At 43.4% G+C, this 23,486-nt stretch carries 24 protein-coding genes; 5 read left to right on the top strand and 19 right to left on the bottom strand.

Annotated features, from left to right (window positions below):
* Positions 1-105: 105 nt before the first annotated feature.
* Positions 106-438, bottom strand: coding sequence for a hypothetical protein (locus IV55_RS01340; protein WP_057808605.1), 333 nt, complete (start codon positions 436-438; stop codon positions 106-108).
* A gap of 78 nt (positions 439-516) precedes the next feature.
* A complete protein-coding gene (locus tag IV55_RS01335) occupies positions 517-744 on the bottom strand; it encodes a hypothetical protein (protein ID WP_057808604.1) in 228 nt (75 codons plus the stop codon).
* A gap of 372 nt (positions 745-1,116) precedes the next feature.
* Between IV55_RS01335 and IV55_RS01330 the strand changes: the two genes are divergently transcribed.
* On the top strand, positions 1,117-1,911 hold the full coding sequence (locus IV55_RS01330) for an SDR family NAD(P)-dependent oxidoreductase (RefSeq protein WP_057808603.1): 795 nt from the start codon (positions 1,117-1,119) through the stop codon (positions 1,909-1,911).
* 62 nt (positions 1,912-1,973) lie between these two features.
* Positions 1,974-2,282, top strand: a complete 309-nt coding sequence (locus tag IV55_RS01325; protein ID WP_057808602.1) for a hypothetical protein — start codon at positions 1,974-1,976, stop codon at positions 2,280-2,282.
* Between the two features lie 64 nt (positions 2,283-2,346).
* On the opposite strand, the gene IV55_RS01320 is transcribed toward IV55_RS01325, so the two are convergent.
* The 17 genes from IV55_RS01320 to dnaA all read right to left on the bottom strand — a co-directional run bounded on the left by IV55_RS01320 (position 2,347) and on the right by dnaA (position 21,345).
* Positions 2,347-3,159: a transporter substrate-binding domain-containing protein gene (locus IV55_RS01320; protein WP_371858871.1), complete on the bottom strand. Its 813-nt coding sequence runs from the start codon at positions 3,157-3,159 to the stop codon at positions 2,347-2,349.
* An 18-nt stretch (positions 3,160-3,177) separates the two neighbouring features.
* A complete protein-coding gene (locus IV55_RS01315; RefSeq protein WP_057808600.1) occupies positions 3,178-3,918 on the bottom strand; it encodes an amino acid ABC transporter ATP-binding protein in 741 nt (246 codons plus the stop codon).
* A complete protein-coding gene (locus tag IV55_RS01310; RefSeq protein ID WP_057808599.1) occupies positions 3,915-4,625 on the bottom strand; it encodes an amino acid ABC transporter permease in 711 nt (236 codons plus the stop codon). The genes IV55_RS01315 and IV55_RS01310 overlap by 4 nt, the downstream gene beginning before the upstream one ends.
* Before the next feature lie 249 nt (positions 4,626-4,874).
* Entirely contained in the window at positions 4,875-6,068 is a 1,194-nt protein-coding gene (locus IV55_RS01305) for an MDR family MFS transporter (RefSeq protein WP_057808598.1), read from the bottom strand.
* Positions 6,069-6,310: 242 nt separating this feature from the next.
* On the bottom strand, positions 6,311-7,696 hold the full coding sequence (gene dnaB / locus IV55_RS01300; RefSeq protein ID WP_057808597.1) for a replicative DNA helicase: 1,386 nt from the start codon (positions 7,694-7,696) through the stop codon (positions 6,311-6,313).
* A gap of 77 nt (positions 7,697-7,773) precedes the next feature.
* Positions 7,774-8,226, bottom strand: coding sequence for a 50S ribosomal protein L9 (gene rplI, locus IV55_RS01295; RefSeq protein ID WP_057808596.1), 453 nt, complete (start codon positions 8,224-8,226; stop codon positions 7,774-7,776).
* A 5-nt stretch (positions 8,227-8,231) separates the two neighbouring features.
* Positions 8,232-10,259, bottom strand: a complete 2,028-nt coding sequence (locus tag IV55_RS01290; protein WP_057808595.1) for a DHH family phosphoesterase — start codon at positions 10,257-10,259, stop codon at positions 8,232-8,234.
* A gap of 150 nt (positions 10,260-10,409) precedes the next feature.
* Positions 10,410-10,652: a 30S ribosomal protein S18 gene (gene rpsR, locus IV55_RS01285; RefSeq protein WP_017262420.1), complete on the bottom strand. Its 243-nt coding sequence runs from the start codon at positions 10,650-10,652 to the stop codon at positions 10,410-10,412.
* 26 nt (positions 10,653-10,678) lie between these two features.
* Positions 10,679-11,218, bottom strand: coding sequence for a single-stranded DNA-binding protein (ssb, locus tag IV55_RS01280; RefSeq protein WP_057808594.1), 540 nt, complete (start codon positions 11,216-11,218; stop codon positions 10,679-10,681).
* Positions 11,219-11,252: 34 nt separating this feature from the next.
* Positions 11,253-11,552 carry a 30S ribosomal protein S6 gene (rpsF, locus tag IV55_RS01275; protein WP_057808593.1) on the bottom strand — a complete coding sequence of 100 codons (300 nt, stop codon included), beginning with the start codon at positions 11,550-11,552 and terminating at the stop codon, positions 11,253-11,255.
* Between the two features lie 209 nt (positions 11,553-11,761).
* On the bottom strand, positions 11,762-12,091 hold the full coding sequence (locus IV55_RS01270; protein WP_057808592.1) for a heavy metal-binding domain-containing protein: 330 nt from the start codon (positions 12,089-12,091) through the stop codon (positions 11,762-11,764).
* Between the two features lie 169 nt (positions 12,092-12,260).
* Entirely contained in the window at positions 12,261-14,831 is a 2,571-nt protein-coding gene (gene gyrA / locus IV55_RS01265) for a DNA gyrase subunit A (RefSeq protein WP_057808591.1), read from the bottom strand.
* A 45-nt stretch (positions 14,832-14,876) separates the two neighbouring features.
* Complete coding sequence (gene gyrB / locus IV55_RS01260; protein ID WP_083483887.1) at positions 14,877-16,904, bottom strand: DNA topoisomerase (ATP-hydrolyzing) subunit B; 2,028 nt, start codon at positions 16,902-16,904, stop codon at positions 14,877-14,879.
* A 36-nt stretch (positions 16,905-16,940) separates the two neighbouring features.
* Positions 16,941-18,086 (bottom strand): DNA replication/repair protein RecF, encoded by a 1,146-nt coding sequence (gene recF, locus IV55_RS01255; RefSeq protein WP_057808590.1) that lies wholly within the window; start codon positions 18,084-18,086, stop codon positions 16,941-16,943.
* A complete protein-coding gene (gene yaaA / locus IV55_RS01250; RefSeq protein WP_186808484.1) occupies positions 18,086-18,334 on the bottom strand; it encodes a S4 domain-containing protein YaaA in 249 nt (82 codons plus the stop codon). Before yaaA ends, recF begins: the two co-directional genes overlap by 1 nt.
* Positions 18,335-18,629: 295 nt before the next feature.
* The gene (dnaN, locus tag IV55_RS01245) at positions 18,630-19,775 is read right to left on the bottom strand and encodes a DNA polymerase III subunit beta (protein ID WP_057808588.1); all 1,146 of its coding nucleotides are present in this window, start codon (positions 19,773-19,775) and stop codon (positions 18,630-18,632) included.
* A 232-nt stretch (positions 19,776-20,007) separates the two neighbouring features.
* Complete coding sequence (gene dnaA, locus IV55_RS01240) at positions 20,008-21,345, bottom strand: chromosomal replication initiator protein DnaA (RefSeq protein ID WP_057808587.1); 1,338 nt, start codon at positions 21,343-21,345, stop codon at positions 20,008-20,010.
* Positions 21,346-21,968: 623 nt separating this feature from the next.
* On the opposite strand from dnaA, the gene rpmH reads away from it, so the two are divergent.
* The 3 genes from rpmH to IV55_RS01225 all read left to right on the top strand — a co-directional run bounded on the left by rpmH (position 21,969) and on the right by IV55_RS01225 (position 23,450).
* Entirely contained in the window at positions 21,969-22,103 is a 135-nt protein-coding gene (gene rpmH, locus IV55_RS01235) for a 50S ribosomal protein L34 (RefSeq protein WP_054702263.1), read from the top strand.
* A 102-nt stretch (positions 22,104-22,205) separates the two neighbouring features.
* Positions 22,206-22,550, top strand: a complete 345-nt coding sequence (gene rnpA / locus IV55_RS01230; protein WP_057808586.1) for a ribonuclease P protein component — start codon at positions 22,206-22,208, stop codon at positions 22,548-22,550.
* Positions 22,551-22,652: 102 nt separating this feature from the next.
* Positions 22,653-23,450: a YidC/Oxa1 family membrane protein insertase gene (locus tag IV55_RS01225; protein ID WP_057808613.1), complete on the top strand. Its 798-nt coding sequence runs from the start codon at positions 22,653-22,655 to the stop codon at positions 23,448-23,450.
* Positions 23,451-23,486: the final 36 nt, after the last annotated feature.

Below are 23,486 nucleotides of genomic sequence, written 5' to 3'. Positions count from 1 at the left end.
ATCAGGTTATGCTGACAAATTTGTCCAAAAATTCGGATTAAATTTGCAATCTACCACCTTAGTGCACGAAAATTCGCTAACTTAGGCTTTTGTTCACTAAACGAACTATTGCTGCTGACTAGCAAGAACTTGTAAACGATGGCCAGCAATCCATAACAGAATACTTGCAATCCAGGATGCAAAGACAAAACTTAGAATTGCCTGCCCGTAAAACAGACCGCCATTAATCAGCCAGCGATCAGTCAGTTGACGTGCCTTCGTAAACTGCCACACACCAACAATTGCTGGTAATAGCGTCAACATATAAAATGCAAAGTTTGCACCAGCATTCATTACAGTCCATGCTAAAAAGACACCAACAAAAATATTGATCATCCCCGCCCACCGAAGTAGCGTGTAAACTGCGCTTACTGCTTGATCGTGCCATTGTTGATTCATGTAGAAACCGTCCTTTGCCTGTAAGTTAATGCTGCTAATTATGGCACACTTTACAGGTCGAAACTACCTTAGAACAGCTTATTGTTGTGCTGCGCGATGATCTGCTAATGCCTTTTTACCCAGTTCTGTTAAACCGGTAACTGCAAATTCTGTTGCTTCGATGTAACCAGCATCAATTAATGGTTGTGGATTGCCACCAATCGCATTGTCACAATAGTCCACAAAATGATGGACAGATGTGCCTGGCTCCACACGGCCATCTGCAATTGCACTTAAAATATCAAAATCAGTACCTGTTAATTCCATATTTCTTATCCTCCAATTTAAATTTAGTTTTGTAGCGCTATTATACCAACAATTAGATTGCGAAGCCGCTATTTATGCTTGTTAGTGGCTTGTTATCCAATCACTTTGTCGCAACCTTTTCATAAATCCATTTTAAGGTTATTTTTAGGTAGCCTGCTTATGATAGTAATCATCAAGGAAGCACCTACCCCTCACTTCCTTGACGTAATGTATCTCCCCCAGATATGTTAAGACTCTCTCTAGAATGATAATTACCCAAGGATCCCCCCGATCCTTGGGTAATTTTTTGTTTAGTTACCGAAAAGTGCCTACTTGTTGTTTAGATACGTGCCGCTTATCCTAACAGTGACACACTCATGGAGGATAACTATTATGGAACTAAATTTAACCGATAAAGTTGCTTTAATTACTGGCTCAACCAAAGGCATCGGCAAAGCCATTGCCATTGAAATGGCTAAGGAAGGCGCAACCGTTATTATCAACGGGCGTAGCCAAGCTAGCGTAAGCCAAGCAATGACTGATATTGTAGCGACCGTACCAACTGCAAAGTTGAAAGCCGCGCCATTTGACTTAACGACCGCCGATGGTCGAACAGCGCTTGAAACTGCCTTTCCAACCCTCGATATTCTTATCAACAATATGGGTATTTTCGAAGCAATGGATTACTTCGATATTGATGATGACACCTGGGAACGGTATTTCAGAACGAATGTCCTCAGTGGCAATGCACTTGCGAAGTTCTACTTACCTGGCTTACTCAAACAAAACTTCGGGCGCATCATTTTCATTGCCAGTGAGGCTGCCATCCAACCTTCACCAGAAATGCCTCAATATTCTATGACAAAAGCAATGGAATTAAACTTAGCTAAGAGCATGGCTAATTTAACAAAAGCTACTGGGGTCACTGTCAACACCGTGATGCCAGGATCAACGTTAACTGAAGGCGTTGTTGATTTCATCAATGATCTTTATCCTGATCCAAACATGGATTTTGCTTCCAAAGAACGTGAATATATGGCTAAAAACCGTCCAACATCAACATTAGGACGCCTCATTCGTCCAGAGGAAATCGGTAAGTTAGTGGCCTTTGTCGCTAGCCCAGCCGTTGGTGCTTTTAGTGGTAACGCAATTCGCATGGACGGTGGCATTGTACCAACCATGTTCTAGTCGTGCACTCAGTCGTGCGGTACAATGAGTCTACTAACTGTTAATGAAAGTAGGCTGACCTATTGTTATACATTCTTGCCCAATTATTAGTTGTCGGCTATGTCGCCGCCTGTTTAATTACCACCGTTCGTGCATATGCAGATGAAGCTGTCTCCACTCAGTTGGCAATGTGGTGGTCCGCAGTAACTGTTTGCATGTCTTTGACAATTGCCAGTTGGGCATTCATGGTCGTTGGCATGATTGGTTCCTTAGAACTTGCTTACCAAACCGACCGATCCAAAGGCAGCATTCGCTGGTGGCCGCTTATTGGTCGCTTCGTTTATGTCGCGATTGCGATTGCACTTTATCTGGTCGCCGGCCAACCTAAATAAATTCAAACAAAAGACGCGTCCAGCATTTTCTTGCTGAGACGCGTCTTTGTTTCACGTGGAACAACTATTTTTTTGTTACATCAGTTCCAAAGTACTTAACAGATAGCTGTTTGAGCGACCCATCAGCACGCATTTTAGACAGCGCTTTGTTCATTTGCTTACGTAATGCTGGCGACTGTTTGCTTAACAACGCTGCAACCTCTGCAGGTTCAACATCTTTATTCGCAATCTTTTGTGCCTTTAGACCAGCGGCACTATTAGTTTTCTTGTAGTCGCGCCAAGCTGATTCAGAGTTAACCGTGCCATCAGCCCGACCATCTTTGATCATATCAAGCGTCGTATCGAAGTTACTGTTAGGAATAACTGTTGCATCAAATTTCTTGGCAACTTGCTGGTTATCCGTACCCGTTCCTTCAACAAATTTCTTCCCTTTGATATCTTTTACTGATTTAATCTTGGTATCTTTCTTTTGCGTCACTAAAACATAGTGAGAATAAATATAAGGCGTCGTGAAAGCATATGCCTTCCGTCGTTCAGGTGTTGGCGTAACGTTGTTAATAACGACATCAAACCGCTTGCTACCAACACCTGCAATCAACCCATCCCATTTAGTTGGGACAATGTTAACCTTCACATTCATTTCCTTACCCAGTTTACGAGCTAAATCAACTTCAAAGCCGGTCAATTTACCATCTTTTCGATATGAGTAAGGTGGAAAGACACCTTCTAAGCCAACTGTTAAAGTTCCTTTTTTAACCAATTCATCTTGATAACTAGCACTCTTAGCGGAGGCCGTTTGATGGCTTCCTAAGCCGAACGTAACTAAACCCGCAGTTGCAACTGCAATTAAAGCATACACAAATTTCTTATTCATTATGAAACTTCCCTTCTATTTCTAAATCGTAAATGACATCGAATCGATAAACCGTTTGATGCGTGGATTTTCTGAAGCGAAGAAACCTGCAGCGGAACCGTCGTATTGTACATCGCCATTTTCAATAAACAAAATCTTATTCGCAACACGCTTCGCAAAACTCATATTATGTGTCACGATTACCATCGACTGTTGTTGTTCATGAATGGTTAATAAGACTTTCAACACTTCAAGTTCTAGCTCAGGATCTAACGCACTGGTCGGTTCGTCTAATAAAATATAATGTGGATGCATCGCCAAACTGCGCGCGATGGCCACTCGTTGTGCTTGCCCACCTGATAACTGTGAAGGATACGCATCTGCCTTATCCGCCAAACCCACATGTTTCAGTAACGTACTAGCCTCCGCCATTGCATCAGCTTTCGGCTTCTTCAATACGTGGACAGGTCCCTCAATCAGATTTTTTAACACCGTCATATGTGGAAAAAGATTAAATCCTTGAAACACCATCTCAGTTTTCTGGCGCACCGCAAATGTCGTCTGTGAACTGATTGGTTCAGCAAAATTCACCTGCAAGTCATCAATTTGGTACTGTCCTTCTTCAGGGTGTTCAAGTAAGTTTAAGCTGCGAAGCAACGTTGATTTTCCTGAACCACTTGGTCCCAAGATAACTGTAGTTTCCTGCTCAGGAAAGGTTGTACAAATATCATTCAAAACAACATTATCGCCAAATCGTTTCGTTAAATGTGTGAGTTCGATCATGAAATCATCCCTCCTTCAACGCTTGTATAAGCAGAAAACTTCCGCTCTAACCAACTTTGCAGCCAACTTAGCACAGTACAGAAAACTGCATACAACAAGGCGACTAAGGTATACATCAATAATGGCTGATAATTAGTGGCCGCAATTTGTTGACTCACTTCAAACATTTCGACAATTGTAATGGATACGGCTAGCGATGTATCTTTAACAAGGCCAATAAAGCTATTGCTGAGTGGCGGTAACGCGGTCCGCAAGGCTTGCGGGATAATAATCCGCCGTAAGACCATACCCCGCCGCATACCAATCGCATAGGCCGCTTCCCATTGTCCTTGTGGTACTGACAGCAATGAGGCGCGAACTGTTTCAGCACAGTAGGCACCAGTATTTAACGAAAAGGTGATAATTCCTGCCATGAACGGATCTAACTTGATTCCCTCTGGAAAGACCCCCGGAATAATTAAATGTGGTAGTCCAAAGTAAACAATAAATAATTGCACTAACAACGGTGTACTTCTAAATAACCACACATAGGCACTAGCCAACCACCGCAATAAGTTAAACGCGCCACGCTTCGTACTGATTCTTGTTAAGGCAACTGCTAAAGCAATCACCATGCCAATGACAAACGAAATAATGGCCATCGGGAGTGTGAATTTCAGCCCCGCAACTAATAGCTGCGGAATCGCATCCGTGATAATCTTCCACATACAACTGTCCTTTCTGACAAATAAGGTCAAACAAAAAAGCGCGCCCCTCCCTGCCGTTAACGGTCCAAGGGCGAAGCGGCTTTGCTGCCACTTAGAAAGCCATTATTAGATAACTTTCTCTTTGGTTGTAGCTCACACAGCATCATGTAAACTAATTTCACTTATTTTTTGTCAGTTGTTTAAAGATAGATTAGCGTTAATCAATTTAATTGTCAATTAATAACCGCATCTAATGCCAAGCAATCCCCATTAATAATGCGTTGTCTTATGATATTGCCAGCGACGAATGACAATTACCATCACCCACGTCACTACGACAGCAACAGCGGCAAACCCAAACATGAATTTGTAGGAAGTAGCATCAATCAAGATGCCGCCTAGCAAGGGCCCTAGCGCACGTCCAGCGGAGGCTGCAGCATTCACCGATCCTTGATACTTTCCTTTCATATCCAATGGTGTCAACTGGTTAACCAGCGCCGGTATGGCAGGAAAAGCCGTTGCTTCACCTAATGTCAAAACAGCCATGGCTAACACAAAGCCGGCGTACTGCTTAACAAACAGTAAAATCACAAAAGAAAACGCCACGGCCAAGATACCTGGGATAATCTGATAGTACGGATTGCGAATTCGTTCTCCTAAGAAGTTAACCCCTAGTTGAAATACCAGGATCAAACCAGCATTAACCGTCCATAAGAAACTATACTTCGTCAGCGGAATGCCTTGATCCGTCATGTACACCGCCATATTTGAAACCCATTGCTCATACATAATCCAAATCACAATTAAGGCAATAAAAAAGGTCCAGATAACGATTCGATTTGGTCGCGGTAATTTCCGGTTGATCGTTTCATGTTTGCTATGGGTGGCATGTTCAGTAACTGCTGGCACATTGAATTGTGTTAATGCAATGAAGAAATAACCAATGTACATGGCCGCCGTGATAATGAATAAATACTGAACTCCGTGTTGGTACACAAATCCAACCATCATCGTGCCAAAAACTACACCTAGGTTTTGCATGAAGTAAATCATGTTAAACACATAGCGCCCATCATGACTCTTAATCGTTGTTCCCAGTGAATTGATTACAGTGATCAACAAGCCACTCCCAAAGCCCATAAATACAAGGCCAATTGGAAAGGCCGGCCATCCATGCCAAAAAATCAGAAATACTGTGGCCGTCAATTCAAAAAGCGTTGCAATCAACGTTAGTTTATAAGCATTGACCCGATCAAATAACCAACCACCTAAATATGCACCAACAATGCTGGCAGCAGAATTAAGTAGTAGTACCAACCCAACCACGGTCAATGATTCATGTAAGGCATCGTGGATGTAGATAGTTGTTAATGGCCAAATGAAACTTTGACCCATATTATTAAGCAGCCCAGCCGCTAATAGCCAAGGTAACTTGATTTCCTTACCTGTATTTTCCTGTCGCATAGTTCCTCCCCTCAATATTTCCCTGGAAATATGTTATCCATCTGATAAAGGGTCCGGGACATAACTAATTATGTCCACAGACCCATTGTTGTTTTCTAAGTTTCAATAGTGCCAAAAATCAAGTCGCTGTGCAGACTACGAAAAACCTACCGGATTGAAGACCACTCTGTACGATCGTTCTAGGTCATGCTCGTTACTTCCTGACTTTTGTCGCTCTCTTTCCTGTACTCGTTAAACTAACGCTACTGTCCTGGAGCCGTATATGCGATATTTGAAAACTTGTTATAGGACTTAACAAATAGTAGTTTTACAGTTCCTCGCGCACCAGAACGGTTTTTCTCAATAATGACTTCAACTTCCCCAACATTTTGATCCTCATCTTCACGTGGATCACTGTTACTATCCTCGTCATCATTATCTCGTTGATAATAATCATCACGATACAGGAACGCGACGATATCAGCATCTTGTTCAATTGATCCTGATTCACGAATATCTGACAAAACAGGGCGTTTGTCCTGCCGCTGTTCCAAGCCACGCGATAATTGCGACAACGCAATTACTGGTACGCTTAGTTCCTTAGCAAGTTTCTTTAACTGACGCGAAATATCAGACACTTCTTGTTGTCGGTTTTCTTTATTACCACCTTCAATTAACTGAAGATAATCGATAATAATGATTCCTAAATCATGCTCTTTAGCCAAACGTCGGCACTTAGCACTGATTTCAGCCATTCGATTCCCCGGTGTATCATCAATAAATACACTTGTCTTGGATAAAGCACCCATAGCAACCACCAAGTTTTGCCATTCTTCATCCGTTAATTGACCGGTCCGCAAATGATTGGCATCGATACTACCTTCAGCACAAAGCATCCGGTTGACCAATGACTCAGCACCCATTTCCAAACTAAACAAGGCAACTGTCTTATTCGTCTTGGTCGCAACATTTTCAGCAATGTTCAACACGAAGGCCGTTTTCCCGACCCCAGGACGGGCTGCTAGAATAACGAGTTCATCGTCGTGTAACCCAGTCGTCATCTTATCTAGTTCATGGAACCCGGTTGCTAAGCCTGTGATTTCATCACCGTGCTTTGACAACTCATTCACGGTATTCATCGCCTGGTTCAACACATCAGCAATCGGCTTAAAACCACCACTATTCCGATCATCGGCAACCTTCATAATTTCTGTTTCCGCGTTTTCTAGCAACGTGGTCACATCGTCATCTTCATTATATGAATGGGTCACGATATCAGTAGCCGTTTTGATCAAATGCCGTAAGAGTGCCTTTTCCTGCACAATCTTGGCGTAATAACCAACGTTGGCAGCAGTTGGAACCGCTTGTGCCAACTCAGCGATGTAAGTAACCCCGCCGACATCCTCAATTTGACCATTAGCGGTCAATGCATCATTGACCGTGACAGCATCAACGACGGTTCCATTATTATTTAAGTCGACCATTGCCTGGAAAATGATTTGATGTGCCCGCCGATAAAAGTCAGCTGGCTGCAAATATTCCAGTGCTTCTGGCAAGGCATCATTACTTAAGAAGACTGCCCCTAATACTGCCTGTTCAGCCTCTACATTTTGTGGTGGTGTCTGCTCTCGAAAATCTACGTTATCCATGTGTTCTCCGTTAATTAATCATTATTACGACAAGACCGCACCATTTCCCGGGAAATAGTGCGGCAAAATATGAGCTATTATTGTTCAACCACATGGACACGAATTTTTGCCGTTACCTGACTGTGTAGCTTAACCGGTACATTGGTGTAGCCTAATGCCCGAATTGGATCTGGTAACTCAATCTTGTGTTTATCCAACTTCAAATCAAACTGCTGTGCTAATGCTTGTGCAATCTGCTTTGAAGGAATTGAACCAAATAGTCGACTATCTGCCCCAGCCTTCGCCTTAATTTCAACAACTGTTTCATCAGCTTCAAGACGAGCCTTTAATGCTTGTGCCTCTGCTAATTCAGTTGCTTCTTCACGTGCTTCTGCTCGTTGTTGCCCTTGCAGCTGACTTAACGCTGACGCAGTGGCCGCTTTGGCTTTACCGGTCTTAATCAAGAAGTTCTGGGCATAGCCATCTGGAACATCTTTAACTTCGCCACGCTTACCGCGGCCGCGAACATCCTGTGTAAAAATAACCTTCATGAGTATTACTCCTTTATCTCCTGCGCGGTTTCTTCAGCCTGGTGATTGATCAGATTCAACAACTCTTGGCGAACTTCACTAACGCGCTTATTTTCAATCTGGGTAGCGGCATTTTGTAAATGACCGCCACCACCCATTTGTTCCATCATTAATTGAACGTTGATTTCTCCAGTTGACCGAGCCGAGATTCCGACGCGTCCGTCTGCACGTTCCGTAATCACATAAGAAGCCATGATGCCAGCCATATTAAGCAGCGAATCAGCCGCCTGCGCCGCTGTCACTGAATCATAGCTTTGTCCGTCTTCCCCAGCAATTAACGCGACATGCTGATCAACTAATTCAACAAGACTGATTAAGTGATTCCGTTGCATATAGCTATCTGGATTTTCTTTATTGAACTGCGCGATCAGCTCTGAATCAGCGCCTGCTGAACGAAGGTAACTGGCTGCGTCAAACGTTCTCGTACCCGTGTGATTCGTAAACCGCTTCGTATCGATTTCAATCCCTGATAACATCGCAGTCGCTTCAATCTTGTTAATCGCATTTGCTTCCTGTGGCTGATACTCTAACATTTCCGTAATCAACTCACAAGTGGAACTCGCATATGGTTCAATATAGACCAGAATCGGATTCTCAGGGAATTCTTCCCCGCGGCGATGGTGGTCAATAATTACAGTGCGATTTTGAAGCTGCTCATAGACACTCTGAGCCATCGAAAGCGATGGTTTAGAATGATCCACCATAACTAATAAACTTTGCTCTGTGGCACGATTAGCGGCATCTGCCGGTGTAATGATGGCATCTTTAATCTCAGCGTAGTTATCTAATTCCTTAAGCAATTGATGAATATCTGAATGCGTTTGTTGGTCTTCATCCAGAATAATCCAACATTTCTTGCCATTCATCTGAGCAATCCGGCGAATTCCTAAGGTTGCTCCCAGCGAATCCATATCCGGCGTTTGGTGCCCAGCGACAAATATCTGGTCTGACTGGCTAAATAATTCCTGCAAAGCTTGCGAAATCATTCGCGCACGCACACGTGTCCGTTTTTCCATTGGGTTCGTCTTCCCGCCATAAAAACGGGCTTCCTCATCCTCAGCCTTAACAACGACTTGGTCACCACCACGTCCAAGCGCCAAGTCCAAATTACTCTGGGCCAGGCTAGCTAAACGATTCAAGTCCTTTAGTCCATAAGCAATTCCCATGGACAACGTTAATGGATAGTTTTGTTTTGAAGTCGTTTCGCGAATAGTGTCTAATACTTTAAACTTATCATCTTCCAAGCGCTCTAAATCTTGTAAATGGCCAACAATCAAGTAATGGTCAGAATTTAACCGCCGTAGGTACATATTGAACTGTTTCGTCCAATCTGTCAGTGTGCTGGTGACATAATTTCTAAGCGTTGAAATATCAGAATCACTCATACTTTGAGTAACTTCATCATAATTATCTAGCGAAATGTTACCTAGTACTAATTGTTCATTGTGATAATCACGTTCAATTTGTGCGTAGTGACTCACATCCATCAAGTACACAACGTTTAGTTCTGCTTGTACCAACACATAAAATTGTTTGTCATTCCAAGTAATCGTGCCATATGACTCATCTTGTGTGTGTTCTGTAATCGCATCTGCTAGCGGTTGATCTACTTCAGCCACCGTTTTACCAAGAATCTCTGTTTCACCAAAATACTTTTGCAAGTATGGATTAATCCACGCAACTCGTTGCTGCTCATTAAAGATCAAAATTCCCATTGGCATCTCAATCAAGGCTTCTTGTTCACCGCGCTTGATGCGATAAGATAGATCCGCGATAAATTCCTGTGTATCAATACTAATTTCTTGTAATGTATTAAAAATCACGATGAGGACGATTACCGCCGCCACCAATACAATCAAACCAAAAATCCAGTTAACGAGAAATGCGGTAATCACACCTAACAAGCCTAGCCCTAGACCATATACAGCAATCCAACGCAACCGACTATTCTGCATGAAAACAGGCAACCGTAACCGTGCCCATAACTGCTTCATCATGACTGCTCCTTTCGATGAAATCCTGCTAACAGTTTATCACATCTACCGGTGCAAGGCACCACGCGCCAAAAGCAGACGCTTCATCATCACAACCCTAAAAATTGTCACAAAAAAACACAGCCCCAAGGGACTGTGTTTAAAAATTGATTAGTCTTCTGCAACGAAGGGAAGTAATCCCATGATCCGTGAACGCTTGATTGCCACCGTCAAACGACGTTGGTTCTTAGCGGACGTACCAGTCACACGACGAGGTAAAATCTTGCCTCGTTCTGAAATGAAGCGTTGCAACAATTCAGTGTCTTTGTAATCGATGTATTCGATGTGGTTTGCAGCGATGAAGTCTACCTTACGGCGACGACGGTTACCACCACGACGACGTTGATCTGCCATTGTATAATCCTCCTAATTTCTACAGACTAGAATGGAAGGTCGTCATCCGAAATGTCGATGCTCTCGCCATTATCGGCAAAAGGATCAGCTGGTTGGTTACTCTGGTTGTTGTTATTAGCAGCTGGTGCATTGTTCGTTGCACCACCATTATTACCACCAAACGGATTGGCGCTTCCAGATTGAGGAGCATTGTTGTTGAAGCCGCCGTTGTTACCACCGCCATTAGTAGAACGTTGCTCCGTTTGAGAACGTGATTCTAATAAGGCGAAGTTTTCAACGACCACTTCAGTGACATACACGCGCTGACCCTGTTGGTTCTCGTAGTTCCGTGTTTGCACACGGCCTTCGATACCAACTAGTGAACCTTTATGCGTGAAATTAGCAAAGTTTTCTGCTGATTTACGCCAGATTACACAGTTAATGAAGTCTGCCTCGCGTTCCCCTGACTGGTTAGTGAACTGACGGTCCACAGCCAATGTAAAGGTTGCAACAGCAGCGCCTGATTGTGTGTAACGAACTTCAGGATCACGGGTTAAGCGTCCGGTTAGAACTGCGCGATTAATCATGTGAAGTGCTCCTCTCTAAAAATTGATTTTAAAACTATTCAGCGTCACGTTTTACGATCATGTGACGTAAGATGCCATCGCTGATCTTAGCTAAACGATCAAATTCGTTTAAAGCTTCAGCCTGGTCAGTGGTTAGGTTAACAACGTGGTAAGTACCTTCGTTGAAGCCTCCAATTTCGTACGCAAAGCGACGAGTTGACCAGTCTTTTGAATCAGCAATTTGTGCACCGTTGTCCGTTAAAATCTTGTCAAAACGTTCTACTAAGGCTTGCTTAGCTTCGTTATCCAAGTCAGGACGAACAATGTAAGTAATTTCGTACTTAGTTGCTAACATCGACTGTATACCTCCTTATGGTCTTTGACCCACTGTCTTGCAGCAGGTAAGAAGTCATTCGCTAAAATGGCGAACGCTCACAAGCTAAAAGTATAGCATGGACATTCCTAAATAACAATGACACGACGGAACCTTCCCGTTTCCTGCTGTTCGTTCACACACCTATTACATACGAAAACAGCACACGTTTGCTCGTGTGCTGTTTCAATTTATTTAAATTTAACAGCCGTACCATATGCGGCCACGGTTTCCATATCCTGACTGATTGAATCAGAATCAAACCGCATCATGACCACTGCATCTGCACCCATTGCTGCTGCATTCTCTCGTAATCGTGAAATTGCGATATCGCGCGCTTCACTTAGTAGCTCTGTGTACGCCTTAATTTCACCACCGACGATATTTTTCAAACCGGCGCCAATATTTTTAACAACGTTTTTTGATTGCGTCGTTAAGCCAAACACTTCGCCGATTACTTCATACTCTTGACCAGGAATGTGTTCAGTCGTTACAACCAATAACCCATTTTGCTCACTCATGTAAGTCACCCCGTTAAGTTTATTAAGAACGCTTTCATTATGCGTAATTTTGTCTGTGAAATCAATTGCTGACGCTCATCCGTTTGAAAAGTAATCGCAAACTAAAAAAACAAACGCGTCAATAATTCTTTCGAATTGTCGACGCGCTTGTTTTTTTAATCATTACTCGTTATTCATCGTCAGTCGATGAATCATCTTGATCTGCTTGCGCACGGTTCAATAATTCATTGACCTGTACGTCAGCATCCCCAGCTGGTTCATCGCTAGCAACCGATGTGTCACCTTCAGTCGGTTCATCCTCTGGTGCTTCTGGTTCAACCTTCGCCATGGTGGCAACTGTTGACTCTTCATCGATCCGAATCAAGTGCACCCCTAAAGTTGCCCGACCCGTCTCAGAAACAGAATTGATGTTGAAACGAATCATGACCCCTTTATTAGTAACCAGCATAATATCTTCTGTGCCAGTAACCGTGGTCAACCCTGCTAACGGACCATTTTTCTCGGTCACATTAACAGTCTTGATTCCTTTACCACCGCGCCCTTTGATTGGGTATTCGCTGGCCTTGGTTTGTTTACCGTAACCCTTTTCGCTGATGACCAAGACGTGGCTGTCAGGTGTCAATACATCAGCACCGACAACGTAATCATCGTCACGTAAACGAATTCCACGAACTCCGGCAGCAGAACGACCCATTTCCCGAACAGCGTCTTCAGCAAAGGAGACAGCATAACCGCCATGCGTTCCGATAATCATATTTTGATGGCCATCGGTGATGGAAACATTCATCAACTCATCTTCTTCGCGCAAGTTGATTGCTTTCAGACCATTACGACGAATATTTGCAAAATCCGTCACAGGGGTCCGCTTAACAACCCCTTTAACCGTCGTAAAGAATAAGAAATTATCACTTTCGCTCGGATCACCCTTAACGTTGATAACAGCTTGAATCCGTTCGCCTGCATCAACACCAAGCAAGTTAATAACTGGAATTCCTTTAGCAGTACGACCATATTCAGGAATTTCATACCCCTTCATGGCATAAACCTTACCGGTATTCGTAAATAACATCAGCCGGTCATGCGTTGAAGTTGAGATCAAATGCTCGATGAAGTCATCATCATGCACGTTCATGCCTTGAATCCCACGACCACCACGATGTTGCGCTTTGAACTCAGTGGTTGGGAGACGCTTGATGTACCCGTTATGGGTCAATGTCACGATGACATCTTCTTCTTCGATCAGATCTTCATCTTCAATGCTGGTTACGTCACCAACCTGAAGTTCAGTCCGCCGTGCATCACCAAATTTATTCTGAATTTCTAATAATTCTTGGTAGATGATCTCGTTGATACGGCTTTCATGACCAAGAATGTCTTTGTAATCAGTAATGTCAGCCATCAAGCCGTTGTATTCGTCTTCAATCTTGCCGCGTTCCAAACCAGTCAAACGTACGAGCCGCATGTCCAAAATGGCTTGCGCCTGCTTGTCAGACAAGGAGTAATTGTTCATCAACTGTGATTTAGCAACATCAGCTGTTTGTGAATTACGAATAATCGAAATGATCGCATCAATATGATCCAAGGCAATTCGCAAACCTTCAAGAATGTGGGCCCGCGCTTCAGCACGTTTTAATTCAAACTGTGTCCGACGACGAATGACCTTTTCTTGATGCTTCAAGTAGTCGACCAAGATTTGTTTCAGGCTCAATACCTTTGGTGTGCCATCTTCAATCGCCAACATGTTGAAACTAAAGGACGTCTGCAACATGGTCATCTTGTACAAATTGTTCAAGATAACTGATGCCGACATGTCCCGACGAACGTCAATCACAACACGTAAACCTTCACGGTCAGATTCATCGTTGATATCAGTGATACCTTCGATTCGTTTGTCACGCGCAAGTTCTGCAATGTGTTCAATCAATCGTGCCTTGTTAACCATGTATGGTAATTCGGTTACGATGATCCGTTCACGCCCATTTTTCGCTGTTTCAATGTCTACTTTTGACCGCACAGTGATGGAACCCTTACCGGTCTCATAGGCTTTCCGAATACCGGCTTTACCCATGACAATCGCACCAGTTGGGAAATCAGGCCCTGGAATAGCCTCCATCAAATCAGCAGTCGTTGCATCAGGATTGTCCATCAAGATGTGAATCCCACTGATAACCTCAGACAAGTTATGTGGTGGAATACTGGTGGCCATCCCCACGGCAATCCCAGAAGCACCGTTCACTAATAAATTAGGGAAACGGGCAGGTAAAACAGCAGGTTCGCGTTCAGTACCATCATAGTTATCTTGAAAATCAATCGTATCTTTATTGATATCACGCAGCATTTCCAACGTGATCTTACTCATCCGAACTTCGGTATACCGCATGGCAGCGGCACCATCACCATCAATGGAACCAAAGTTACCATGACCATCAACCAACATGTACCGATAGCTAAAATCCTGTGCCATCCGGACCATTGATTCATACACCGCACTGTCACCATGGGGGTGATACTTACCTAAAACGTCCCCAACGATTCTGGCTGACTTTTTATAAGCCTTATCAGGCGTGTTACCTAACTCGTGCATATCGTATAAAATCCGGCGATGAACCGGTTTCATCCCATCACGTACGTCAGGTAGCGCCCGGGCGACAATAACAGACATTGCGTAATCCAAGAAGGATGTCCGCATTGTTTGCGACAAATTGACGTCAGTTATGCGACTTGGTAAATCTTCGCTCATTTCGCTACTCCTTTGTCTTCATATTCAGCCTACAGACATTACTCATTAAGCATCAAGGTTTTCAACAAACTTCGCATTTTCTTCAATGAATTGCCGCCGAGGCTCAACTTTGTCACCCATCAACATCGTAAAGACCTTATCGGCCTCTATAGCGTCTTGTGGGTCAACCCGCAGTAAACGGCGTTTTTCTGGATCCATAGTGGTTTCAGATAACTGTTCTGCATCCATTTCACCAAGCCCTTTGTACCGTTGAATCATTGGTTTCGGTGAAGGTGGTAACTGCCCTAAAACAGTGTTTAGTTCTTCATCTGAATCAATGTATTGCATCATCTTTCCTTGCGCAACACGGTACAGCGGTGGCTGCGCGATGTACACGTAGCCAGCATCGATCATTGGCCGCATGAAGCGATAGAACAATGTCAGTAGCAACGTCCGAATATGGGCGCCATCGACATCGGCATCAGTCATGATGATTAGTTTGTGGTAGTTGGCCTTTGAAATATCAAAGTCTTCCCCAAAACCTGTTCCTAAGGCGGTAAATAGTGACCGAATTTCTTCGTTAGCTAACACACGATCCAAACTGGCCTTTTCAACATTCAAAATTTTCCCACGAATTGGCAAAATTGCTTGTGTTAAACGTGACCGACCTTGCTTAGCAGAACCACCGGCTGAATCCCCTTCGACGATAAACAATTCTGAAATAGCAGGATCTTTTGACGTGTTGTCTGCCAATTTACCAGGCAGATTAGAAATCTCTAGTCCTGACTTCTTCCGTGTTACTTCACGCGCACGCTTTGCGGCAACCCGTGCTTTTGAAGCCAAAATTCCTTTATCAACGATCTTACGAGCAGTATCGGGATTTTCCATCATAAACCGGCTGAATGTGTCACTAAACAAGTGATCCGTTGCAGTCCGGGCATCTGAGTTCCCCAATTTAGTCTTTGTTTGCCCTTCAAATTGTGGATCTGGATGTTTGATGGAGACAACAGCTGTCAAACCTTCACGAACATCATCCCCAGACAACGCATCATCGTTATCCTTCAACTGGCCACTCTTATGTGAATAGTCATTGATAACCCGAGTCAAGGCAGACTTAAACCCTGTTTCGTGAGTTCCACCTTCATAGGTGTGAATGTTGTTGGTAAACGTCAATAAATTACTGTGGAAGTCATCTGTATATTGCAGACTAACTTCAACCACAATGCCGTTTTGCGTACCTTCAACATAGACTGGATCATTGAACAATACGTCTTTTCCATCATCCAAGAACTTAACGTATTCCTTGATACCACCTTCATAGTGGAATACTTCCGTCTTTGGATCATCAACTCGATTATCCGTAATCGTGATCTTCAAACCCTTGTTTAAGAAGGCTAGTTCGCGAATCCGAGTCGTCAGTGTCTTAATGTCATACACAGTCGTTTCACGGAAGATATCAGCATCTGGCTTAAAATGAACAATCGTTCCATGCGCATGTGGATCTGTGTCGCCAATAATCTTCATGGATGTCTTCACATGACCGGTTTCAAAGTCCATGTAATAGACTTTACCGTTCCGTAAAACACGCGCATCGAGTGAAGATGACAAGGCGTTAACAACTGATGCACCAACCCCATGCAAACCACCGGAAACCTTGTATCCGCCACCGCCGAACTTACCCCCGGCATGCAGAATCGTGAAGACAGTCTCTAAGGCTGGCTTACCGGTCTTCTTTTGGATATCAACGGGAATTCCCCGACCATTATCAGTAACCGTAATCGAGTTATCCTTTTCGACAACTACGTTAATTTCATCGGCAAACCCTGCCAGGGCTTCATCAATCCCATTATCAACAATTTCCCATACCAAATGATGGAGACCTTGTGATGTCGTGGTTCCAATGTACATCCCAGGACGTTTACGAACCGCTTCAAGTCCTTCTAGAACCTGAATTTGGTCGGCATTATAGTTGCCAACTTCAGCTTCACGTTCCGTTGCATCATCTGACGCAACCTTTGATGCTTGGTCCGCTTCAGCCTGTTCTGCGCGTTCACGTTCAACCCGTGTTTGTTTTTGTTCATCTTGTTCAGCCAAACTAATTCCTCCTTGAAACTGCATCCTGCACAGTCATCATTCCGCTGCGTCCGACTCATTTGCTGACGATTCAGGGGCCAGCTTCCCACTTGTAATATCAAATACCGTCGGATCATTAATGAGCTTACGTGCAATCCCGCTCAATGATGTCGTCGTTAGAAATGTCTGTACCTTGTCTTGAATGGACCGTAAAAGGTGCGTCTGACGAGCGTCATCGAGCTCACTCAATACGTCATCTAGCAGCAACACTGGATATTCGCCGGTAATGGCTTTCATCAAGTCAATTTCAGCTAATTTAACAGACAGCGCCGTCGTTCGTTGCTGACCTTGAGAGCCAAATGTCTGTACATTTTTGCCATTAACTAAAAAATGAAGGTCATCACGATGTGGTCCAATCAACGTGGTTCCCTGCTCAATTTCCTTATGTTGTTGGCGTTCAAACTGTTCTTGGTACGATTGGTATATCTCGTCTACCGTTGTTTCAGCAGTCGCTTTAACTTGATTAACATATGAGAAAGCGAGCTCTTCGCGCTCCTGTGATATCACCTGATGAACATCTTTAGCCCATTGCTCTAGCTGCGCCAAGAAATTAATCCGCGCTGCTACTAACTCTGCACCAAAGGCTGCCAACTGATCACTTAAAACACCTAGGTATACCAAATCCTTCGCTTGTTTACGTTGGAGCTGGCGTAAATAATTATTTCGCTGCCTCAGGATCGTTCGGTACTGACCGGCGTTATACAGGTATTTAGGACTCATTTGTCCAAATTCCTGATCGATAAAATGGCGTCGTACGGAAGGCGATCCCTTAACTAACTCTAAGTCTTCCGGCGCAAATAAAATCACGTTCAAATTCCCAATGTATGCAGACAGACGTGCCTGCTCCAAGTGATTGACCCGTGCTTTTTTGCCCTTCTTGCTGAAGGTTAATTCTAGCGGTGTCGTTGTGTTTTGCTTATGCACACGCCCCGAAATAAGTGCTGCATCTGCCTGCCAATTAATCAGATCACGATCATTCGCGGTCCGATGTGAACGCGTTAACGCCAACACGTAAATGGCCTCCAGCAAATTGGTCTTCCCCTGTGCATTTTCACCTAACAGTACGTTGACGCCTTGATTAAACGTCACATCCAACGCATCGTAATTACGAAAATTCTTCAGGTGTAAACTTTCCAAGTACATTAAGCGTCCTTATCTGAACTGTCTTCCGCTTGTTTTTCGCGTATAAAAAATAGCCCACTATCTGGTACATCCACTGAATCACCAGGGTAAAGTTTGCGCCCACGTCGGTCATCAGGTTCGCCATTAACGGACACTGCATTTTCCTTGAGGTACCACTTTGCCTGACCACCGGAAGCAATGATTGATTCTTCCTTCAGCAGTTGGCCCAAAGTAATGAAGGCTGTTTCAATTAAGATTTCTTTTTTCACAATTAACACCATCCTTACTTACAGTAACTATTATACCGTTTTGAAAATGGAAAAACAATTGATTTGCCAATGAACAGCCCCAGAATCCGTTTTAGGTGTTTTTAACCACCAGATACTGGCAACGGTTTAAAATCGCTCACAGCGCATTTATTTGCAAAATACATTGTGTCGAACGAATTTTTCAAGCTGGTAGACGTCTTGATCATACAAAAAGGCTCACAGACAATTTACAACTGTCCGTGAGCCTTTAGTTTATGAATCTAAATCGTGAAAACAGATTATTTTTATTGCGTGTCTAGAATGTCCGCACTGGCGTAATCAACTGAATGAAGTTCTCACCGTCTTCACTCGGAACCAATGTGAAGGGCCGCAGTGCTGAAGTGAAGCTCAACTTAATTTGTGACTGTCCAAATGACCGAAGTGCATCTTTCAAATAGTCTGGGTTAAAGGAAATTTCTAAATCGTTACCATCGAGCGCTAACGTGGAAAGATTTTCTTCAACAGCACCAACATCAGGCGAGTTCCCGAAAATAGTTGCTGTTGCATCGGTAGCGGTATCAGATAACGTCAACTTAACCACGTTGTTTCGACTTTCATGCGATAGCAAAGAAGCACGTTCAATAGCCGCCAATAACGCAGGCGCGGAAATTTCCATCGTGGTCTCTGATTCGCTTGGAATCAACCGTGATGTATCAGGATAATTTCCTTCCAATAAGCGTGAATAAAAGGCTGTGTCACCAAGCATGAATAAGACCTGGTTTTCAGCTAAACGCATCTTAACATCCTGTTGTTCTTCACCGATCATCCGTGAAAGTTCAACTAATGACTTACCTGGAATGATGACGTCATGTGTTTCGCTAGCAGGGTTTGGTAACGTGACTTTGCGTTGGCTTAAACGATGTGAATCGGTCGCTACAGCGGTAAATTCGTCGCCGGCAAGGGTAAAATGAACCCCGGTCAAAATTGGCCGACTTTCCTGATTTGAAACAGCGATTACGGTTGTGTTGATGATATCTCTAAAGACATCACCAGCAAGGGTTACTTCGTCATTGCTTTCAATTTCAGGTAAATGTGGGTAATTATTTGCATCTAGCCCATTAATGGTAAATGCTGCAGCGCCTGAGGTGATGTTTGCTTGGAAACCTTCTTTAACGGCAATCGTCATCGTTGCTTCTGGCAAACGTTTAACGATTTCACTGAAGAACCGTGCAGGCAACACAATGTTACCTGGTTCTTCAACAGTTAATTCAGCATTATCGTCATTAGCACGTAGCGTGGTTTCGATGGAAATGTCTGTATCGGATCCAGTAAACGTAATTTCATTATCAGTAACAACTAGTTTTAAACCAGTCAATATCGGAATAGTTGTTTTTGTTGAAATGGCACGTGAAACGTCATTGAGCTTTTTGATGAAACTTTGTCGATTGACGGTGAATTTCATAAGTTGATCCCCCAAGTTGTTTATGTAAGTTTGGGGCAGCGCCCCATTACTTAATTTAATATATAAAAGATAGTCGTAGTAGTAGGGCCTGTGGAACCTGTGGAAAACCACTAGGACGCAAGACACTTATTACTTTTCCACCTGTGGACAACGTGTGTAAAACCCAGACCAATAAGTCTTACTTATCCACAGCATGAAAATGACTTCGGTTCACATAATACGCCAGTTTAACCTAGCGTTGTATCTCAATTTTAAGCTGTTGAATGGTTTCTGAAAGTTTTGCGTCTGTCGAAACACTTTCAGCAATCTTATCGCAGGAATGTAAAACGGTTGTGTGATCCTTACCGCCGAATGCTTTCCCAATCTTTGGTAACGATGAATTTGTCAGTTCGCGCGCTAGATACATGGCGATTTGCCGCGGTACGACAATTTCTTTCATGCGTTTCTTACCTTTGAGATCGATCACGTTAACGTCAAAGTAAGCAGCGACCTTCTGTTGAATCAATTCGATGGATAAGGCCGGTTTGTTTTCGAGGTTCAGACTCTTTAAAGCGTTGTGAACCATACCATCGTCAATGCCAATGTTTTGTAACTGGGAGTAAGCCTGTACACGTGCTAAGGCACCTTCCAGTTCACGCACATTACTGTTAACTTGGCTCGCAATAATTTCTAACGCATCATCTGGAATCTCAATTTGTTCACGTTCAGCCTTGTTCCGTAAAATGGCGATCCGTGTTTCTAAGTCAGGTGCAGTTATATCAACGGATAAGCCCCACTTGAACCGACTAACTAACCGATCTTGCAACTTAGGAATTTCATTTGGTAAACGATCAGAAGTTAAAACGATTTGTTTACTATTGTTATAGAGTTGCTCGAAAGTATGGAAGAATTCCTCCTGAGTCCCTTCTTTATCAGCAAAGAACTGAATATCATCAACTAGTAGCAGATCGACATAGCGGTACTTTTGACGGAACTCTTCTTGCGTTTTATCTCTAATAGAAGAAACCATGTCATTTGTAAACTCTTCACTCGTCACGTACATGACGTTGGTGTCGGGATTACGGGCGATCATCGCGTGGCCAATGGCATGCATTAAATGCGTTTTGCCTAAACCAACACCACCATATAGAAATAACGGGTTGTACAACGTTCCCGGTTCTTCAGAAACGGCCATCGCAGCAGCATTTGCCATCTGGTTCCCCTTACCGATGACAAATGTGTCGAACGTGTACTTATCGTTTAAGGAACTGCTGTGGTTGACCTTGGCCGACGTCGTTGTAGGTTTTTCTTCTGTGACTGTAGTGCGGGTTACTGCTGGTTTCTCGCCTTCAATGACATAGGTTGGTTCTAGTTCAGCCTGAAAATCAGAAAAGGCAAATTCAACTAACTTTGGTGTGAGCGTTCGTTCCCAATAGTCTTTATGTAGCTGAGATGGTACTTGTAACTGCAGGTGTGGTGGCTGGTAAGATAGTGGTTTCGCAGTTTCCACCCAAGTATTGAACGTAACGGGTGACAGATTAGCGCGAAAACTATTTTTAAGGCCATCCCAGAGTGTTTCTTTATCGATCACAAACAGGCCTCCTAGAAATGATGAATATTAATAAATGAAATAATTGCAAAAAAGGCAGTCATATTGAATGCGCAGGGATAACTTTAGCATGAACAAAGCGAGTTTTCCACAGGTTACGAAGGACAAAGTGAAAATGTTCCACACACAGGTGGGTAACTTTTCCACAGGGGTGCCGAAAAGTCGGGGTTAGCCGTCTGTGAAACAAGTTATCCACCGGCAGATGTGGTTAACTAAAACCAGCACAGCAACGATTCAAAAAGTTATCAACAGGAAAAATATCGTCTGTGGATAACTTTTAACCACCCTGTTATTTTGTGTATTCGCCGTGCATAAAGCTGTGTAAATAGCGTATATTAAAAAGCGTAATCCACCCTGCCTGTGGATTATTCATAAAAACCTGTGGATAACTGTGTAAAGGGAAAATTCATTTTGTTGTTTGCAAGGCTGTTTGACTATGCTATTATGTTTAAGAACTGCATGAGTTAGATCGTGCATTTATTGCTGTTTCAAATCTTGATTTGGAATTAGCAGTTAACCTAAAATATAGGAACGCTAGATATCCAAGATTGTCGTCACCATTGCGATATCTTTGTCGTGACGACCCTAAAGGAGGTGCAATCCACATGAAGAGAACTTACCAACCAAAGAAGCGTCACCGCAGCCGTGTTCACGGTTTCCGGAAACGGATGAGCACAAGCAACGGCCGTAAGGTGTTAGCACGTCGGCGCCAAAAGGGCAGAAAAGTATTATCTGCATAAAAACAGGCCACTGATATTTTTCAGTGACCTTTTTTATTTTCATTTTAGTTAGAAGTGAACTGGTGGGCTGACCCACTAGTATCGTTGAGGAGATTTGGGCTAGTGAGAAAGTCATATCGAATTAAAAAAGAAAGTGAGTTTCAGACAGTTTTTGAAACTAGAAACTCAATTGCGAATCGTCAATTTGTAATCTATAAGTTGGCAAAGCCAAAGCAACCACATTTTCGTGTCGGCATTTCAGTTGGTAAGAAAATTGGTAATGCGGTACATCGAAACTGGGTTAAGCGTCGTATTCGGCAAACATTGCTAGAAGTGAAACCAATGCTACAGCAGGATGTGGACTTTTTAGTGATTGCTCGGCCAGCTGCTGATGGGTTATCCATGGCAGACACCAAGCAGAATTTATTGCACGCATTACGGTTAGCAAAGTTATTACCAGAAGAATAATGTTGGTTGACGATTAATAATAGATAGAAGAATGAGGACGAAACTGTGAAGTCAAACGAAAAGCGGTCGGGCAAGAAGAGCCGCCGTCGGTTAGCGCTGACGATGATTGCTGCAGCCAGCTTGTTTTTAGCGGCGTGTGGTAAAAAAGCTATCAACAGTAGTAGTACGGGTTTTTGGGATCACACGATTCTATATAATCTAAGTGAATTTATTGTTTGGTTGAGTAAGATCTTTGGTGGTTACGGAATGGGGATCATCATGATTACCCTGATCATCCGGATCATTATTTTGCCATTGATGATTTACCAAACGCGCTCCATGCGGAAAATGCAGGAAATTCAGCCACAGATTTCAGCTTTGCAGAAGAAGTATTCTTCCCGTGATACTGCAACCCAGCAGAAGTTACAGGAAGAAACGCGTAAATTGTATGCTGAAGTCGGCTACAATCCTGTATCTGGTTGTTTGCCATTATTAGTGCAAATGCCAATTATCTGGGCATTGTATCAAGCTATTTACCGGACGGATGTTTTAAAGACCGGTTCCTTCTTGTGGATGCAATTAGGGGATCGTGATCCTTACTTCGTACTGCCAATCTTAGCTGCGGTATTTACCTTCCTTAGTTCTTGGTTGAGTACGAAGAGTCAACCAGAGACAAACTCCATGAATGCTGTGATGGTATGGGGAATGCCAGTGATTATCTTCTTCACTGCCATGTCAGTGCCAGCTGCGTTGTCCTTGTACTGGGTGATCTCAAACGCCTTCCAAGCAGGTCAAACATTGTTGATTCAGAATCCATGGAAAATTATCCGTGAACGTGAAGCAACACAAACAGCTAAAAAAGAGCACGAAAAAGCGCGTGAACGAGCAGTTCGTAAAGCACGTCGCGGACCTAATCGGTAAGCCAGCACCACTTAATAAGTGATTATTTCAAAAATC

Source organism: Furfurilactobacillus siliginis, from assembly GCF_001437435.1.
Classification (GTDB): domain Bacteria; phylum Bacillota; class Bacilli; order Lactobacillales; family Lactobacillaceae; genus Furfurilactobacillus; species Furfurilactobacillus siliginis.
Note: the sequence above shows the minus strand (reverse complement) of the source record. Positions and strands in the feature narration are given on the sequence as shown.

Excerpts from the sequence above, each read along its gene's own strand:
- IV55_RS01340 (WP_057808605.1), bottom strand. The coding sequence starts at position 438 with ATGAATCAACAATGGCACGATCAAGCAGTAAGCGCAGTTTACACGCTA.
- IV55_RS01335 (WP_057808604.1), bottom strand. The coding sequence starts at position 744 with ATGGAATTAACAGGTACTGATTTTGATATTTTAAGTGCAATTGCAGAT.
- IV55_RS01330 (WP_057808603.1), top strand. The coding sequence starts at position 1,117 with ATGGAACTAAATTTAACCGATAAAGTTGCTTTAATTACTGGCTCAACC.
- IV55_RS01315 (WP_057808600.1), bottom strand. The coding sequence starts at position 3,918 with ATGATCGAACTCACACATTTAACGAAACGATTTGGCGATAATGTTGTT.
- IV55_RS01310 (WP_057808599.1), bottom strand. The coding sequence starts at position 4,625 with ATGTGGAAGATTATCACGGATGCGATTCCGCAGCTATTAGTTGCGGGG.
- IV55_RS01305 (WP_057808598.1), bottom strand. The coding sequence starts at position 6,068 with ATGCGACAGGAAAATACAGGTAAGGAAATCAAGTTACCTTGGCTATTA.
- dnaB (WP_057808597.1), bottom strand. The coding sequence starts at position 7,696 with ATGGATAACGTAGATTTTCGAGAGCAGACACCACCACAAAATGTAGAG.
- rplI (WP_057808596.1), bottom strand. The coding sequence starts at position 8,226 with ATGAAGGTTATTTTTACACAGGATGTTCGCGGCCGCGGTAAGCGTGGC.
- IV55_RS01290 (WP_057808595.1), bottom strand. The coding sequence starts at position 10,259 with ATGAAGCAGTTATGGGCACGGTTACGGTTGCCTGTTTTCATGCAGAAT.
- rpsR (WP_017262420.1), bottom strand. The coding sequence starts at position 10,652 with ATGGCAGATCAACGTCGTCGTGGTGGTAACCGTCGTCGCCGTAAGGTA.
- ssb (WP_057808594.1), bottom strand. The coding sequence starts at position 11,218 with ATGATTAATCGCGCAGTTCTAACCGGACGCTTAACCCGTGATCCTGAA.
- rpsF (WP_057808593.1), bottom strand. The coding sequence starts at position 11,552 with ATGTTAGCAACTAAGTACGAAATTACTTACATTGTTCGTCCTGACTTG.
- IV55_RS01270 (WP_057808592.1), bottom strand. The coding sequence starts at position 12,091 with ATGAGTGAGCAAAATGGGTTATTGGTTGTAACGACTGAACACATTCCT.
- gyrA (WP_057808591.1), bottom strand. The coding sequence starts at position 14,831 with ATGAGCGAAGATTTACCAAGTCGCATAACTGACGTCAATTTGTCGCAA.
- recF (WP_057808590.1), bottom strand. The coding sequence starts at position 18,086 with ATGTACTTGGAAAGTTTACACCTGAAGAATTTTCGTAATTACGATGCG.
- dnaN (WP_057808588.1), bottom strand. The coding sequence starts at position 19,775 with ATGAAATTCACCGTCAATCGACAAAGTTTCATCAAAAAGCTCAATGAC.
- rpmH (WP_054702263.1), top strand. The coding sequence starts at position 21,969 with ATGAAGAGAACTTACCAACCAAAGAAGCGTCACCGCAGCCGTGTTCAC.
- IV55_RS01225 (WP_057808613.1), top strand. The coding sequence starts at position 22,653 with ATGATTGCTGCAGCCAGCTTGTTTTTAGCGGCGTGTGGTAAAAAAGCT.